Source organism: Candidatus Hydrogenedentota bacterium (assembly GCA_019695095.1).
In the GTDB taxonomy this organism is placed as follows: Bacteria; Hydrogenedentota; Hydrogenedentia; order Hydrogenedentales; family SLHB01; genus JAIBAQ01.
This window is the reverse complement of the sequence record JAIBAQ010000017.1, coordinates 1-14061: the sequence shown is the minus strand read 5'-3', so window position 1 is coordinate 14061 and position 14061 is coordinate 1. Positions and strand designations below refer to the sequence as shown.

Here is a 14061-nt window from a genome sequence, read left to right as displayed (position 1 = left end):
TCCTCAATCCGCGACCTGTACCAGACGTCGCGCGCATGGTAGCATGAGCGCGAAGCCGCGAAAAGAAAGTGTCCGAGGGGTAGTCATGAACACACGCGACGTTGCCACGTTGTTGGCGCTATGCCACGTCTCCGGCGTCGGCAACGCCACGGCGCGCCGCGCGCTGCATGCGGCGCAACACCTTGGCGTCTCCGTTTTTTATCTCACGCGTCTGGAACCCCAGCGCCTGCTGGAGCGCTTGCCTGTCGGCGATTTCGACACGCTTGTTTCCGCTTTGCAGCGGACGAGTGAAACCGTGATCGACAAGGTTGAAAGCGAAGTGCAGCGCTTTCTCTCCGCCGGAGGCCGCGTGTTTCTCGCTACAGATGATGACTACCCCGCGAAATTGACCCTGTGTCTCGGCAACGACGCGCCTGCGTTCTTGTTCTGCTTTGGTGATATCGCTCAATTGGACGCGCCGTCGGCGGCGGTGGTCGGCGCGCGCAAAGTCTCGGCGGAAGGCGCGTTGCTCGCCGCCAAGTGTGCGCGTACGTTCGCGGAAGCCGGCGTGACGGTCGTCAGCGGAGGCGCGGAAGGCGTCGACACCATCGCGCACAACGAATCCGCTCAAGCGGGCGGCAAAACCGTGATGGTGCTGCCGATGGGGATGCTCAACTACCCCGCGCCCGCCGTCGCGGACATGCTGGAGCGCGGCGTACTCACGTTGGTCAGCCAATTCCCGCTGAGTGCCGTGTGGCAGACGGTCCATGCCGTCACGCGCAACGCGACAATCAGCGCGTTCGCGGATGTTGTGTGTGTGATTGAACCGCGCAAGGCCGGAGGAAGTGCCCGCGCGGGACGGTGTGGCTTGGAGCAGGGGAAGATCGTGCTCGTGCACCCCGGCGCGGACGACGGCGGCATGGGAGAAACCCTGTTCCGCGAAGGCGCGTTGCCCCTGGCGCAAGACGGCGATGTTGATGCAATGCGCCTGCTCCGGTTCATGAGCGAACCTCCGCAAACCCGGCCCAAGCAGACCGAACTCTTCTGAAAGCACGAATCCACAGATGACACAAATGGCGCCGACGACGCGGAATTCGGGGACTGACCCAAGCGAAGCGAGCGAAGTGAGCGCAGACGGGTCTGTCCCTAATTCCGCGATGGGCAATCTGTGTCATCTGTGGATGAAAAGGAGCAGCAATGAAAGTCCACGATTTCGCGTATCAAGTCGCGCTGCGAACCATCGAGTTGCTGGAGCAGACGCAGCACTACAAGATCCCCGAGAACATCCGTAAAGACATCTGCGAGAAGATCCACAGCGAAGTGGATGAGATTCTTAAGAAGGCGTCCAAGTAGTAGGCCCGATTGGCAAAAGCCACGTGCTGTCGGAATGATAGTCGTTGAGATTTACGCCGTTACCGCCCCTCGAAATCCCCGTTGATCATCCCTTCCGATTGGTCTATGCTCTTTCTTCGGGTGTTTGGGGGCGTCCCGCCTGCACCTGTGAGTCTTGCCCTTGTAGCGCATGCCGCGGCCCAGGCGCGATATCACCGACCGCGACTGCGGGGCTAGTCGCAACCGTTTCCAGTGTTCACGAAGAGAGGTCCCACTATGAAGAAGCCAGAGATTTCACGTCGCATGTTCCTTGCGGGGTCTGCGGCGGCCATCGCCGCCGGATGCGCCACCACGGGCAAAAAGGGCAAGGCCCCGGCCAAAATCAGCACGCGTTCGCCCAACGAGAAATTAAACATTGCGGGCATCGGCGCGGGAGGCAAAGGCATTGCCGATTTGAGCGGATGCGGATCGGAAAACATCGTCGCCCTGTGCGATGCCGACCTCAACCAGACACGCCAAATGGCCGCGAAGCATCCGAATGCGAAGATCTACCAGGATTTCCGCGTCATGCTCGAGAAGCAAAAAGACATCGACGCGTGCACGGTGTCTACCCCCGACCATTTTCACGCCGTCGCTGCGATGGGCGCGATGCTGGCCGGGAAACACGTCTACGTACAGAAACCCCTCACGCACACAATTTGGGAAGCCCGCAAGCTGGCCGAGACCGCCCGCAAGATGAAGGTCGCCACCCAGATGGGTAACCAGGGCCATTCCGGCAACGGCGTGCGCGAACTGTGCGAAATGATCTGGTCGGGCGCTATCGGTCAGGTCAAAGAAGTCCACTGCTGGACCAACCGTCCGATTTGGCCGCAAGGCTTGGACCGTCCCGATATCAAAGACACGCCTCCCAAGGAACTCAACTGGGACGTGTGGCTAGGTCCCGCCCCCGACCGCCCCTATGTCAGCAAGCACCCGGTCACGGGCAAGAACTGCTATCACCCCTTCGTATGGCGCGGCTGGTGGGATTTCGGCTGCGGCGCGCTCGGCGATATGGCCTGCCATATCATGGATCCGCCAAACTGGGCCATGAAGCTTGGTCATCCGCTCAGCGTTGAAGTCGTGTCGCAGGAAGGCATCACCAAGGAGCAGGCCCCGAACAAGTCGATCATCAAGTACGAGTTCCCGGCCCGCGGCGATATGCCCGCCCTCACGCTGTATTGGCACGACGGCGGCAACATGCCCCCGCGCCCCGCGAACACCCCTGCCGACGAAGTCCTCGGCGAAGGCGACAACGGTTCGCTGTTCATCGGCGAAAAGGGAGCCATTTCGGCGCATTGCTACGGCGAAAAGCCCACCCTGCACCCGATTTCCTTGATGAAGGACTACAAGGCTCCGGCCCCAACGCTCGAACGCATCCCGGAAGAAGATCACTACAAGGATTGGATTCAGGCGTGCAAAGGCGGCAAGCCCGCGTGCTCGAACTTCGACTATTCCGGCCCCTTCACGGAAATCGTTCTGCTCGGCAACCTGGCGCTGCGCACCGGCAAGAAGCTGGAATGGGATGGCCCGAACATGAAGGTCACCAATTGCCCAGAAGCCAACGAGTTCGTATCGAAGCAGTACCGCAAGGGCTGGGAGATCGTATAACCATCCGGTGTTGCGCACCCGCGCAACGTGCCGCATAGTGATCGCGACGCCCCCGAATCCGCCAGGGTTCGGGGGCGCTGTCGTTTTGCTCTTCCCTCTGGGCCGCACTCGTCAAGCTGCATTACATTCTGCCCATGACCGTCTCCCTGAGGGGGGGCTTGTCTCGGGGAAACGGCACGCAGCCGCCCCCAATCTGTCATGCTGAACGCAGTGAAGCATCTGGCATCAGCAACGTGCTTCAAGACAGTTCTTTCGCTTCGCTCCAAATAAACACGTCACTCCCGTCCGCAAAATCAGGATGACTTATCACGGAATGTTTCTTGTTGGCCTCAGCATGATAAGAAGTGCGGAGGAGGCGAAGATCCTCTTTGGACCAGTGACGGCTTCACACGATTAGGACTCCTGCACCATGACATGTCTCGCAACTCGCGGAGAGCCTATCGTGTGAATCCTGTTAATCATGTCCAGATTCCCTCTTCTACCAGACGCCCTCTTCCGAACCTTTGGTGTACAACATAGCAGCCAGGAAAGAATCCCTCGTTAGTCTCCGAAACGTAATCGAGCGGTGGAAGAAGGACGCCTCCCCAAGTACTCGCTACGCTTCGATGGGCGGTGCCGTCTCCGGCTCGTAGGATAAACCCGTGTCGACACGCTCCATCGCCGATTTCATATCCCGCTTGTGCGCCTGGATGATGGTTCGGGCCGTACCCGACAAAAGCACTCCTTCTTCCACCAACAGACCCACCAGCCGATCCAGCGTGCCCGTGTTCTCGGGATTTTCGCGCACGCGCACTTTCTCGATGAGCCGGTCCAGGCGCGCACGAAGGGTTGGATACGAGACGCCATATTCGGATGCCAATTGCTTGAGGGATCCCGAGGCAAGCAGAAAGCGCTTGACGAACAGGAGTTCGTCCTCCGACAGGTCAGCGAGCCATCTTGGAATTGTTTCAGACATGTAAAGGATTTTTTAAGTTTGTTAAGGTCCATCATAGGTAATTTCGCGTGCGCTGTCAATACGCACTTAATAAACATAAAAATTTGCTTAACTTAATTCAAGCGATTTGTCCGCACCCGAAGACTCCGGGATGACCCGAATACACTCGCCCTTCCCAGTTGGCCCTCCTGCCATCGTGCAATTCCGTCATTCGGACACTGTTCTGCGATGAGCGGACCATGCTACAATCCCTCTCATGCTAACCGTACTACCCTTCATGATTGGAGCGCTCCTCGCGGCGGAACCGTCTGGCGCCATTGCCTTTGTGACCGGGACAGAACAAGAAGACCAGTGTGTCTGCATCCTGGATTTACCCGCCAAGACGGTGCGACGGATCGGCCCGGGCACGCGCGACGGCGCACCCGTATGGTCGCCCGATGGAACTCAACTGGCGTTTGAATCGGCACGCCCCGGCGGCGGACTGGGAATCTACGTGGTCCAGGCGGATGGCACGAACGGCCGGTTTCTTGACCACAAACAGGAGTGGAACCGGTACCCGGCATGGTCGTTGGACGGAATGAGCATTGCCTACGCCTCCGGCGACACATTCAATACTCGCATCGTCGTATGCACGCTGGAAACCGGTGTTGAAACCCAATGGGGCGGCGACGCGATATCCCTGACGAAGCCAGCCTGGTTTGCCAGCGACAAGCTCATTGCCGTGGGGATTGTCGGTGCGCCGGGCAAACAGACAACAGACTTATACTGGGTGACGCAAGACAAGACCGACGAAGCCAAGGACACCGAAGCCTCTACGGGCAGGTATGTGGAATGGGCGCCGGCGGTGTACCCCTCCAAGGGCGCAGTGGCCTACGATTCCAACGACGGCGGCGACCGCGAGATCTTCGTGGCAATTACCAAGCGCGGCGTGTTTGACGTGAATTTCGGCGTGATCGACGTGAGCAACGACCGTGCGCCGGACTGGAATCCCGTCTGGTCGCCCGACGCGGAATGGGTCGCATTCGAGTCGTTCCGCAAGGGACGCCGGGGCGTGTACCGTGTCAATCCGCTTCGCGAACTCGTATACGACGTCGCAACCGAACCTGAATTCGACAACTGGGCCCCCACATGGTCGCCAGACAGCCTATGGGTTGCCTTTGTATCCAACCGCAGCGGCGCACCACACCTCTACGCAACGCAGATCGGCGAAGGCCAAGTCATCCAGCTCACTACCCACGCAACCAACGACTACGCACCCGCCTGGCGCCCGGAACCGGGCAAAAAGAAGTGACGTAGTGCACTGAGGCCCTTTGTGCGCAGGTAGTCCGCAGCATTGGAGCAGCCGACTACGAAACGGGCCGTGAAGCCACGCCAATCCTGCCGCAAGCAAGCGAGTGGGTCCAAAAAGTGAGACCAACGTTAACGCGTTGGAATCCGGCGCGACGAATCCCTTTTGAAACAACTCCTACTTGAAACAACTCCTTCAGGAAACGACTCCCTCTTGATACGATGTCTCCTCAGCGCCATTCCTTCTCTTGAGCGCCAACGGCGCATAACATTGCAGCTTGGCGCTGCATAGCCGCAACCAAAAGAGACTCAGCCACGGATGAACGCCGATGAACTCCGAAAAAAGGATCAATCCGGCGCGGGTGACTTTAAACCACGGGGAGCACGGGGAAATTCGCAAAATTTAACGATCGTGACGAATAGGTACCTGGGGTGAGATTCGCGGCGCTGACCTGACTCGATACTCCGGAGCGCTGCAAGCGCGAAATACTCCAGCCTGGGGTGAGATTCGCGTCTGAAACGCGAATCGTAACCCCAGGTACCCGCCCCCACCCAACGAGCGCCCTGTCAGGGCGCAAGCAACACGCCGCCGTCATCGACCGCGGCTCACAGATTCGCGTGTCGAATCGCAACCGCCCTCGGCTGCGCAGCACTGCTTGCGGGGTAGCGCCGGCCTCGATGAGGCCGGCGGCGTATAACCAACAATCTTCTCGAATACCTCATACTACACATTACCCTTAGTCTACGGTCTACACCACGCCGCGCTCGGCAAGCGCGGCGCTACTCGGGACGACCTCCACTCGGGCCACGCATCGTGCCCCGTCCTCTGCTCTCAACCGTTCACAACCTCCGTTTTGGCAGGGTCTCCCGTTCCGCCGCGCTGGACCACTCCGCCGATCCACTTGTCGGCATGCAACCGTCAGGTCTCCACTCCATCGCCGCAACCCACCGTGCATGCGCCTCGCCCCACCATGCACATCCGCCACTTCTCTTCCGCGCCGCAAGGCGCAAGAACATAACAGCCTAGGGCAGAGTATTGGATAGTGCGACACGCCAGTGGCGCATAATCCAATACGTCGCCCTAGGTAACAGACCATCCTTATGACAGCGCTGAAAGCGCGAAACACCGTTCCTTTGATGCTGTCTCGTGCTAGAATTCCCCTGAAGGGGGGCTTCGCATGAATTCCAGGTACAGACGTCTGCTGGCAATCGGAGTGGTCTGTTTAGCGGCAGCAGTGCTTGCAACTGCGCTGGTAGTCAAGAAGGTGCCTGAAATACAGCGACGCCTCGCAAAGGATCAATGCGCCGAGAATCTGCTTCGAATCGGGAAAGCACTACGCGAGTATTGCGTCGAACACAAAGAGGAGTATCCATCCCTATCGCTATCGCCAGGTCGCGTTACGTGCGACGCCGAGCGGCTTTTTCCCGACTATGTCAACGATACGAGCCTATTCATTTGCCCCGCACACAAAGATCGTGCGTCATCGAGCGAGAGGGCCGCGACATTGCCCACTCCCCCAATCGATGACACCTGCTACTGGTATCTCGGGTACCTTGTTGTCGACGAACGTTCCGCACTGACGTGGCTGCGCGAATACGAGAATCACATTCCAAAAGGCGAAGCAATACCTAATGCCAACGAGGTCTGGCCTGACTGCGTCGAAATCGTTACTGCCCGCAAGAAAGAGTGGGGCCGCATCGTGTCCGAATATGAGAACAGGCATGGTTCCGTGCGGAAAGTGTACAGCGCCGCAGCGGAAGCAATGGAACATGAGCGCCATCTCTATCAGGCGCTTCGGCGAGATGTGGGACGTTTCGTGATTCATGAGATAGGAAACCCTGCTGCCTTGCAGTACGTGGAGCAGAGTATCCCAATCGTCATTGAACGTCCCTGGAATCACGGTGATGGCGGGCACGTTCTATTCTTGGATGGGCATGTGGAGTTTCTCCCCTATCCAGGCCGCTTTCCGATGACCGTTGACTTCATAGAGGGTCTTCAGCAATTGGACAAGCTGGAGGAGTTCCCGTTTGCATATGACGATACGCTTCACGATTTGATGCGAAACGGCTCGCCTTCGTCTCACCCTGCTTCCAACGGTTTCTGATGTTCCGTTGCGTTGATCATCGCGAGCATCGGGTTACTTTTCAGCAACGCCAAGACATCCGGCCACGTGAACGTGTCGGCATTGCCGAAATAGGCGTAGATGGCGCGAATCAACGCAAGGTCGTTTTCCGTATCCACCGTTAACCGGTACTCGGAATAATCGTCGTCCCACCTGGAGTAGAGAATATCGAAGCCATTGGCGGGATCGTAGATGTAGGGCGTCACGTGGATGCGCTCGAACCCCGGCCGCGCCTCGCGCCACGCGCGCGTCAACGCGTCCATCGAAAAGACTTCCACGTCGAGTCCGCGCGGGAATGGCCCCACCACGGCATTGGAAACATAATCCGGCTGATGCTCCACAAAGAGACGGACTTCGTGGTCGATAACATCAGGGTCGATCACCGGGCAATCGGCCGTAATTCGCACGACGGCGTCCGCTCGGTGGGCTTGTGCGGCCTGAAAATATCGGTCGAGCACGTCATCCACCGATCCGCGAAAACACGGCACACCCCATCTTGCGCACGCCTCCGGCACGGCGTCGTCCGAGCCCGAAAGGGTCGTCGCGACAACCGTCTCGTCCACGAGGGTGGCGCGCTTGGCTCGGTTCACCACCCGCGCGAGCATCGGCGTGCCGCCGATGTCAATAAGCGTCTTGCCGGGTAATCGCGTGGATCCCATGCGCGCCTGAATGACGGTGACGACGCGAGGTTTCATGAACTCGCCAGTGCTCATGATACGATTCTATGTCCGGGGTAGCTCAATGGCAAAGTATTTCCAAAATCGCTTGCCCTACTTGGACTTTCCGGCCGCGGCTTTCAACACGCGGTCAACCAGCCCCCCCGGCTGCATGGGACCGGCAAAGTCCTGACCATGAATCGCTGCAGGCACTGACCACAGCATCATGTCCTGGTAATAATCGTTGCCAAACGTGCGTTCGCCGGTGTCGGCATCGCCGCGCATAATATTGGGTACGTCCCACATGTAACCTTGCAGGCAAACCATGTTGTGCCATACCTTTCGGGCCAACTCGATTCCGTATGCGGTCTGCCCTTCGTACATATAGTTCATTGCCAACATGAGGGCTTCCGGCGGGAAGTAGCTGAAGGACCCGTAGCCGCCAGGATTGGCAACGGTCCCATCGGGATTGGTGTAGTTGACCGCCCCGTACTTCGTGACGGCGATGCTGGTCTTCTTGATGGTGTCGAGAATCGTAAGAACGCGTTCCTTGGGGAGGGGACTGGGAAGTCCATGGTGATCGAGCACCCATTCGCCGTCAAGTTGATAGCCAAAGATGAGATCGCTCTTCTTCCCGCTGATCGGCTCATGCCAATTGAGATAATACCCACGCGAATCCCACAGGCGCTTTTCGATGGCTTCCATGGCCGCGCGTGACCAGTCATCACACTGCTTCACGAAATCGGCATCGCCCATCTGCTCGGCAGCACGACGCGCGATGGCAAGCTGTCCCAAGCGCAGAATGGCGATATGACCAGCCAAGCCGTTCCAGCCTGGTTCTTGCGTCTCGAACCACTCCAAATTCCCTTCAATATTCGGCATGGCAACGACTTGCTCGCCGATCGAGTAGTTCGGGTTCCCGGCCTTGCCGATGTTGACGTTGTACTCCATCGTCTTGCGAATGAGCGGGTAGAACTCCTTCGTATACTTCTTGTCGGCGGTGTCGCAGCACATCAGGAATCGGTCGACCACTCCGAGCAGACTTACACCATTTGTGGACGACTGATATTGCGTATACGTCGGCGTGATCATGTCAACCGGCGCACCAAACGTCCATACAGGGCGTCCATCCTCGCCTTGATAATGTTTGTAGCCGCGCATGGTCGACAACTGCAGCTCCGGAAAGAAATACACCAGGGGCTGACTTCCGTAGAAGCTGCATGGAATGCACTCAATCTGCGGACAGCCACGCGGGCATTCGCACAGACCGAAAAGTCCGTCTGCCTCATTCACCCATGCCAGCGCGCCGCTGTCACGCTGTGCCCAGAAGCCGTCCTCGGTGATGCAATACAGAATATTGACCAAACCATCGCGCAACCAGACGGGCAGCGAATCGTCTGTGTAAATTGCTTCCTGCCATGCCAGGGTGCGAGAGAGCAATTGCTTGTGAGATCTGCCCATTTGGGCCGCTGTCTGTACCGCGTCGGGATAGTACTTGTCGTACATGTGTCTGAATACATTGCCCTCTGCCCAATTGAAACCGGAACCCTTCCAGGTAGGAGCCGACCACGCCAAGACAAAGCGCACGACTTTGGACTTGCCTGCGGCCAGTCTGAAATCAACAGCAGCAGAGCTACCAGATGCCCCGCCGGTTGTATCGGGAAGGGCAGAAGCGATCCTTGTCCAGTTCAGTACGTTTCCACCTAATTCTCCACCTGTTCGAACCTTTGCATTCAGCGAGCCCAACACATAACTTGCCAGCGGTGCTTTGACGCTCAACCCGCTAAAACTACCGTTCGCGACAGACTCTCGTGTGAAGACATCTGTTCCTGCTTCCTGCGGCGTGGGTCCTGGAAAACTAATGGCGATGGTGCCTGTCTGCGCTTGACTTGAAGCGTTTCGCAGACGAACCTCGAAGAGAATTGCGGGAACCATGGAATTGACGACATCACCCGGCAGGAATGGAGTCCAGGCGCGCATGCCTACTTGCACCGGCGCGTCTGTCTTAAACTCGACATCTGCGACGGGATAGTGCCCCCAGTACAGAATGTCGTCCACTGTCTTGACGCCCTCCAGCTTCAATCCCATATCAACAGGGATGACTTCCTTGCCCTTCTGCGAACCACCCCAACCATCTTTGGGCTGTGGGTTACACAGCACCCACGTCTGCCCGCCCACATTCAGCCCCAGGAAAGGAAGGTTGACGGGTCCACGTCTCGGCACATGAGTGTTGAAGATGGTCATGTACCCCAGAAGCCCGGTGTTCTCAAAGTCAATGCAACCGGTATCAATTCCGCCCAGAGCCATGCCATTGGTGAGAATGTCGTGACCCCGAAAGATCACGCCGAGTGCAGGTTCCTGAAAGCCTTCAGCCTGAAAATGCACCCATTCCCTCGATGGCAGGTCGGAAGGGAATAGCTCTTGGGCCGAAGCGATGAAGCCGCACAAAACGAGGCAATATGTTGCGAGGAAAGCCATACTCGGACGCTGCGTATTCATAGTTCTCCCCTTGCAGACTGCGGAATGCAGCCGGTTCAGTCTTGACTTTGAACCTGCGCCGGAACAGCTAGTCTCCCCCCAGTCCAGGCTAGGTTGAGCAGCGTCAAGTCACTCGGGAACCACGGAAAGTGTATACCTGTGCGATGCGCCAATTACAGCACGTGTCATTGGCGTCTCAAGAAGGATGGAAAATCGTCGCCTACGAAAACGGGTCGCGGTGAGCGATCGTCTCGTCGCGTCCGGGACCAACACTGATGAGGCTAATCGGCACGCCGATCAATTCCTCAATGCGCCGGAAATACCGCTTCGCGTTCTCGGGCAATGCGTCCCACGTCCGGCACTGCGAAATATCCTCGGTCCAGCCGGGCAGTTCCTCGTAGACCGGCTTCACTTTCGCAAGCACTGTCACCTGCGACGGAAATACCGTCGTGCGCTGGCCGTCGATTTCGTAGGCAGTGCAAATGCGAAGCGGGTTCAAGGTGCTGAGCACGTCAGGCTTCGTGATGACCACGTTGGTGGTGCCATTCAGCATGACCGCCCGTTTCAGTTGAACGCAGTCAAGCCAACCGCACCGGCGCGGACGCCCCGTGGTCGCGCCAAATTCCTGGCCACGCGCGCGCAGCAGTTCGCCGGTCTCGTTCAACTGCTCGGTCGGGAAAGGCCCTTCGCCGACACGCGTGCTGTATGCCTTGACGATGCCGATGACTCCCTTGACGTCGCGCGGGCCGACCCCGGCTCCCGCGCAGACGCCGCCGGCGAGCGTGGTGGAACTCGTCACATACGGGAAGGTGCCATGGTCGATATCGAGCATGGAGCCCTGCGCGCCTTCGAAGACTACGCGCTTCTTCGCGCCCAGCGTTTCGTGCACGAGCGTGACCGCATCGATAACGAAGGGACGCAGGCGTTCGGCATAGACGGAATACTGCGCAAACACCTGCTCGGCGTCCAACGGTTGCTCGTTGAAGGTGTTCTGCAAAAGGGCGTTCTTGTAAACCAGGGCTTCAGTCAGCTTTTTTCGGAAGATCTCGGGATCGACAAAATCAGCGAACCGGATGCCAAACCGGTCGGCCTTGTCCGCGTAGGTCGGTCCGATACCGCGTCCCGTGGTGCCGATCTTTTGAGAGCCGCGGAACTTCTCCTGCGCGGCGTCGAGCAATTTATGATACGGAAGGATGACATGCGCCCCGGACGAAATGAACAGACGCCCTTCGTAACTGCATCCGGACGAGGCAAGATTATCAAGCTCCCGGCAGACAACTTCCGGATCGAGCACGGTGCCGTTTCCGATCACGCATACTTTTCCCGGATGCAGAATCCCGCTGGGAATCAGGTGCAGAATGGTCTTCTTGCCGTTGACGACAACCGTATGCCCGGCGTTGTTGCCGCCTTGGTGCCGGACAACCATATCCGCGTTTTCGGTGAGGAAGTCGACGATTTTGCCCTTACCCTCGTCGCCCCATTGCATGCCGACGATGACATACCCAGCCATGTCGCTCCCTCCTCTTAGGCAGAGCAGATGCGCGGGCGCGGAGCGTCCGGCCTACCCCACGTGTGGAATTTCGGACTTATTTCGTGCCGGGTTTGCCGAGATTGATGCCGGCCTGCTTAAGCTCGGCTTCCTGAATCTGCTGAGCGCGCATGACATAGGCGCGCTGCAACCCCGCGATCGTTTCGGTCAAGACGCCTTCTTCTTCCGACGTCAAATTATTCTTCGTCTTCGTGCGAAGCACGAGCAGCATGTCAATGAGAAACTTCGCTTCGGCGAGGTTGACCATGATCTTCTGGGAATCGGGCGAGGCGATTAACCCCAACGCGAAGGCAGCAGGCGTAGCCAACGATTCAACAAGCGTCGCAAAGGTGATCTCGCCGATCTCCTGCTGCTCGTCTTCGGCATCTGGCTGCTCTTCTTCGTCCGCGACCGGCGCGGCCTTCTGCTTCAGCGCCTCTTCTTTCTCGCGCTGAACCTGGGCTTTCCAGCCTTCGTCGATGAAAATCTTCGGTTCGTCTTCTGCCATCGGTCACACCTCCTCGGCGGAACGGGCACTCGGGACGGCGCGCACGCCGTCCCGAATCACCCGTCAATATGCGCAGTCGTCTCCGAATACCTCGCGAACACTCGCCGATTTCGTCCGCAGAAGTTACTACGAAATACACCTCACCTCTCGGCGAACTGCGTGTTCGTGAGAAATCCCTCTGGTACAACCTTAAAGTGTAGTGCGCGATCGCTTCCCGCCGGCACGAATCGTACCGGCGAAAAACGCGGAGGCTCACTGCCTACTTCTTGTTCTTGTGCCGGTTGGCGCGACGCCGCTTCTTGCGCTTATGCTTCGCAATTTTCGCGCGCCGTACCTTTCTTCCACCTGCCATGCGCCAATCTCCCTGGTCGATACGCCCGGCTCAGAGACCGGGCGCTACATGGGTCCGCCACCGGCCCCGTTAATTCACCAACCAATGCCCGTCGGGCATCGAATAGTCCCACAATTCGTTCTCGGCAAAGTAAATGCCGATCTCACGCTTCGCCGTATCGGGCGAATCCGACGCGTGAACAAGGTTGTTCTGCACCGTCAAGCCGAAATCACCCCGAATGGTGCCAAAATCGGCCTCCTGGCTGTTCGTGGCCCCGTTCAACTTACGAACGACTGCAACGGCATTCTCGCCTTCCCACACCATCTGAACGGTCGGGCCGGAGGTGATAAACGCCACCAAACTGTCATAGAACTTCTTGCCCTGGTGCTCGGCATAATGCTTGTCCGCGAGCTCGCGCGAAACGATCTGCATCTTCATGCCGACAAGCTTGAGGCCCTTCGCCTCATAACGGCGGATGATCTCGCCGCAAAGACGGCGACCGACTGCGTCGGGCTTGATCATCACAAACGTTCGTTCAATTGCCATTCGGTACCTGCTTCCAAGAACTCGTTGACTGTCGGTTTGTGCTTGTCCGTCAAACAAGACAGACCTACCCAAATTCCGGCCGTTCAAGTGAGAACCCGAATGAGGGGCAGGTTGCGAGAGACAGAGCAAACCGCAAGAGTGTAGCAAACGACGGCGGGAATATGCAACCAAACGAATTCACCTTCTGATGCGCATCGGGCGTGCGAAAACGCGGCACGCGGACCGGTCAACATGGGGACCCTTGAACCGTCAAGTTTCACGTTACCCCCGCACAGGCTGCACACTCCCTGCGCCTTGGCGGCTCTGCGGGAATGGTCTTCTTCCTTGTTGTGGCGGGATCTTGACCCAGCCACTCTCAACAACCGAACGGTCTCCCCTTCTCCTCCGGAGGATTTTGCTCCCCCAGTGCAACGAACTCGCCCATCTATATAGAGGCAACAAACAAGGACTGAACCATGTCTACTCGAATACGTGCCGTGCTTCTCCCTATCTGTAGATCAAGGAATCCTGACCAACGAACCACACGGAGACCCTTGAACCGTCAAGGTTCACGCGACCCCCGCACAGGCTGTGCGCTCCCTGCGCCTTTGCGGCTTCCATGAGAAGGCCTAGTCAAATCCGACGTGGCGGGTTTCGTTGGACGAGCCTGCCTTGCTTCCATACGCACTGCTTAATGCTCGTAACTTGGGCGCGTGCACGATAGGGTCCAACC

General features: G+C 58.1%; 11 protein-coding genes. 5 read left to right on the top strand and 6 right to left on the bottom strand.

The annotated features are described in order from the left end of the window. Nucleotides 1–85: 85 nt before the first annotated feature. The 3 genes from K1Y02_04830 (at nucleotide 86) to K1Y02_04820 (ending at nucleotide 2958) form a co-directional block, all read left to right on the top strand. Entirely contained in the window at nucleotides 86–1027 is a 942-nt protein-coding gene (locus K1Y02_04830; GenBank protein MBX7255669.1) for a DNA-processing protein DprA, read from the top strand. Between the two features lie 149 nt (nucleotides 1028–1176). Continuing rightward, complete coding sequence (locus K1Y02_04825) at nucleotides 1177–1332, top strand: hypothetical protein (protein ID MBX7255668.1); 156 nt, start codon at nucleotides 1177–1179, stop codon at nucleotides 1330–1332. A gap of 255 nt (nucleotides 1333–1587) precedes the next feature. Then, on the top strand, nucleotides 1588–2958 hold the full coding sequence (locus K1Y02_04820; protein ID MBX7255667.1) for a Gfo/Idh/MocA family oxidoreductase: 1371 nt from the start codon (nucleotides 1588–1590) through the stop codon (nucleotides 2956–2958). A gap of 595 nt (nucleotides 2959–3553) precedes the next feature. On the opposite strand, the gene K1Y02_04815 is transcribed toward K1Y02_04820, so the two are convergent. After that, nucleotides 3554–3913 (bottom strand): DUF2089 domain-containing protein, encoded by a 360-nt coding sequence (locus K1Y02_04815; GenBank protein MBX7255666.1) that lies wholly within the window; start codon nucleotides 3911–3913, stop codon nucleotides 3554–3556. Between the two features lie 235 nt (nucleotides 3914–4148). Between K1Y02_04815 and K1Y02_04810 the strand changes: the two genes are divergently transcribed. Together K1Y02_04810 and K1Y02_04805 are read left to right on the top strand one after the other, a co-directional pair. After that, the gene (locus tag K1Y02_04810) at nucleotides 4149–5183 is read left to right on the top strand and encodes a hypothetical protein (protein ID MBX7255665.1); all 1035 of its coding nucleotides are present in this window, start codon (nucleotides 4149–4151) and stop codon (nucleotides 5181–5183) included. Nucleotides 5184–6357: 1174 nt separating this feature from the next. Further along, complete coding sequence (locus tag K1Y02_04805; GenBank protein MBX7255664.1) at nucleotides 6358–7284, top strand: hypothetical protein; 927 nt, start codon at nucleotides 6358–6360, stop codon at nucleotides 7282–7284. Here the strand turns inward: K1Y02_04805 and K1Y02_04800 are convergent. From K1Y02_04800 to ndk, 5 genes are all read right to left on the bottom strand, one after another. After that, entirely contained in the window at nucleotides 7260–7997 is a 738-nt protein-coding gene (locus tag K1Y02_04800) for a glycosyltransferase family protein (GenBank protein ID MBX7255663.1), read from the bottom strand. The genes K1Y02_04805 and K1Y02_04800 overlap by 25 nt on opposite strands. Before the next feature lie 75 nt (nucleotides 7998–8072). Beyond that, nucleotides 8073–10457: a hypothetical protein gene (locus K1Y02_04795; protein ID MBX7255662.1), complete on the bottom strand. Its 2385-nt coding sequence runs from the start codon at nucleotides 10455–10457 to the stop codon at nucleotides 8073–8075. Nucleotides 10458–10656: 199 nt separating this feature from the next. After that, on the bottom strand, nucleotides 10657–11946 hold the full coding sequence (locus tag K1Y02_04790) for an adenylosuccinate synthase (GenBank protein ID MBX7255661.1): 1290 nt from the start codon (nucleotides 11944–11946) through the stop codon (nucleotides 10657–10659). Between the two features lie 76 nt (nucleotides 11947–12022). Further along, nucleotides 12023–12472, bottom strand: coding sequence for a DUF1844 domain-containing protein (locus K1Y02_04785; protein MBX7255660.1), 450 nt, complete (start codon nucleotides 12470–12472; stop codon nucleotides 12023–12025). 421 nt (nucleotides 12473–12893) lie between these two features. After that, nucleotides 12894–13349, bottom strand: coding sequence for a nucleoside-diphosphate kinase (gene ndk / locus K1Y02_04780; GenBank protein ID MBX7255659.1), 456 nt, complete (start codon nucleotides 13347–13349; stop codon nucleotides 12894–12896). Nucleotides 13350–14061 lie beyond the last annotated feature (712 nt).

Bases quoted from the DNA above. Each gene is read 5' to 3' on its own strand.
- K1Y02_04830 (MBX7255669.1), top strand. From the start codon at position 86: ATGAACACACGCGACGTTGCCACGTTGTTGGCGCTATGCCACGTCTCC.
- K1Y02_04825 (MBX7255668.1), top strand. From the start codon at position 1,177: ATGAAAGTCCACGATTTCGCGTATCAAGTCGCGCTGCGAACCATCGAG.
- K1Y02_04820 (MBX7255667.1), top strand. From the start codon at position 1,588: ATGAAGAAGCCAGAGATTTCACGTCGCATGTTCCTTGCGGGGTCTGCG.
- K1Y02_04815 (MBX7255666.1), bottom strand. From the start codon at position 3,913: ATGTCTGAAACAATTCCAAGATGGCTCGCTGACCTGTCGGAGGACGAA.
- K1Y02_04810 (MBX7255665.1), top strand. From the start codon at position 4,149: ATGCTAACCGTACTACCCTTCATGATTGGAGCGCTCCTCGCGGCGGAA.
- K1Y02_04805 (MBX7255664.1), top strand. From the start codon at position 6,358: ATGAATTCCAGGTACAGACGTCTGCTGGCAATCGGAGTGGTCTGTTTA.
- K1Y02_04800 (MBX7255663.1), bottom strand. From the start codon at position 7,997: ATGAAACCTCGCGTCGTCACCGTCATTCAGGCGCGCATGGGATCCACG.
- K1Y02_04795 (MBX7255662.1), bottom strand. From the start codon at position 10,457: ATGAATACGCAGCGTCCGAGTATGGCTTTCCTCGCAACATATTGCCTC.
- K1Y02_04790 (MBX7255661.1), bottom strand. From the start codon at position 11,946: ATGGCTGGGTATGTCATCGTCGGCATGCAATGGGGCGACGAGGGTAAG.
- K1Y02_04785 (MBX7255660.1), bottom strand. From the start codon at position 12,472: ATGGCAGAAGACGAACCGAAGATTTTCATCGACGAAGGCTGGAAAGCC.
- ndk (MBX7255659.1), bottom strand. From the start codon at position 13,349: ATGGCAATTGAACGAACGTTTGTGATGATCAAGCCCGACGCAGTCGGT.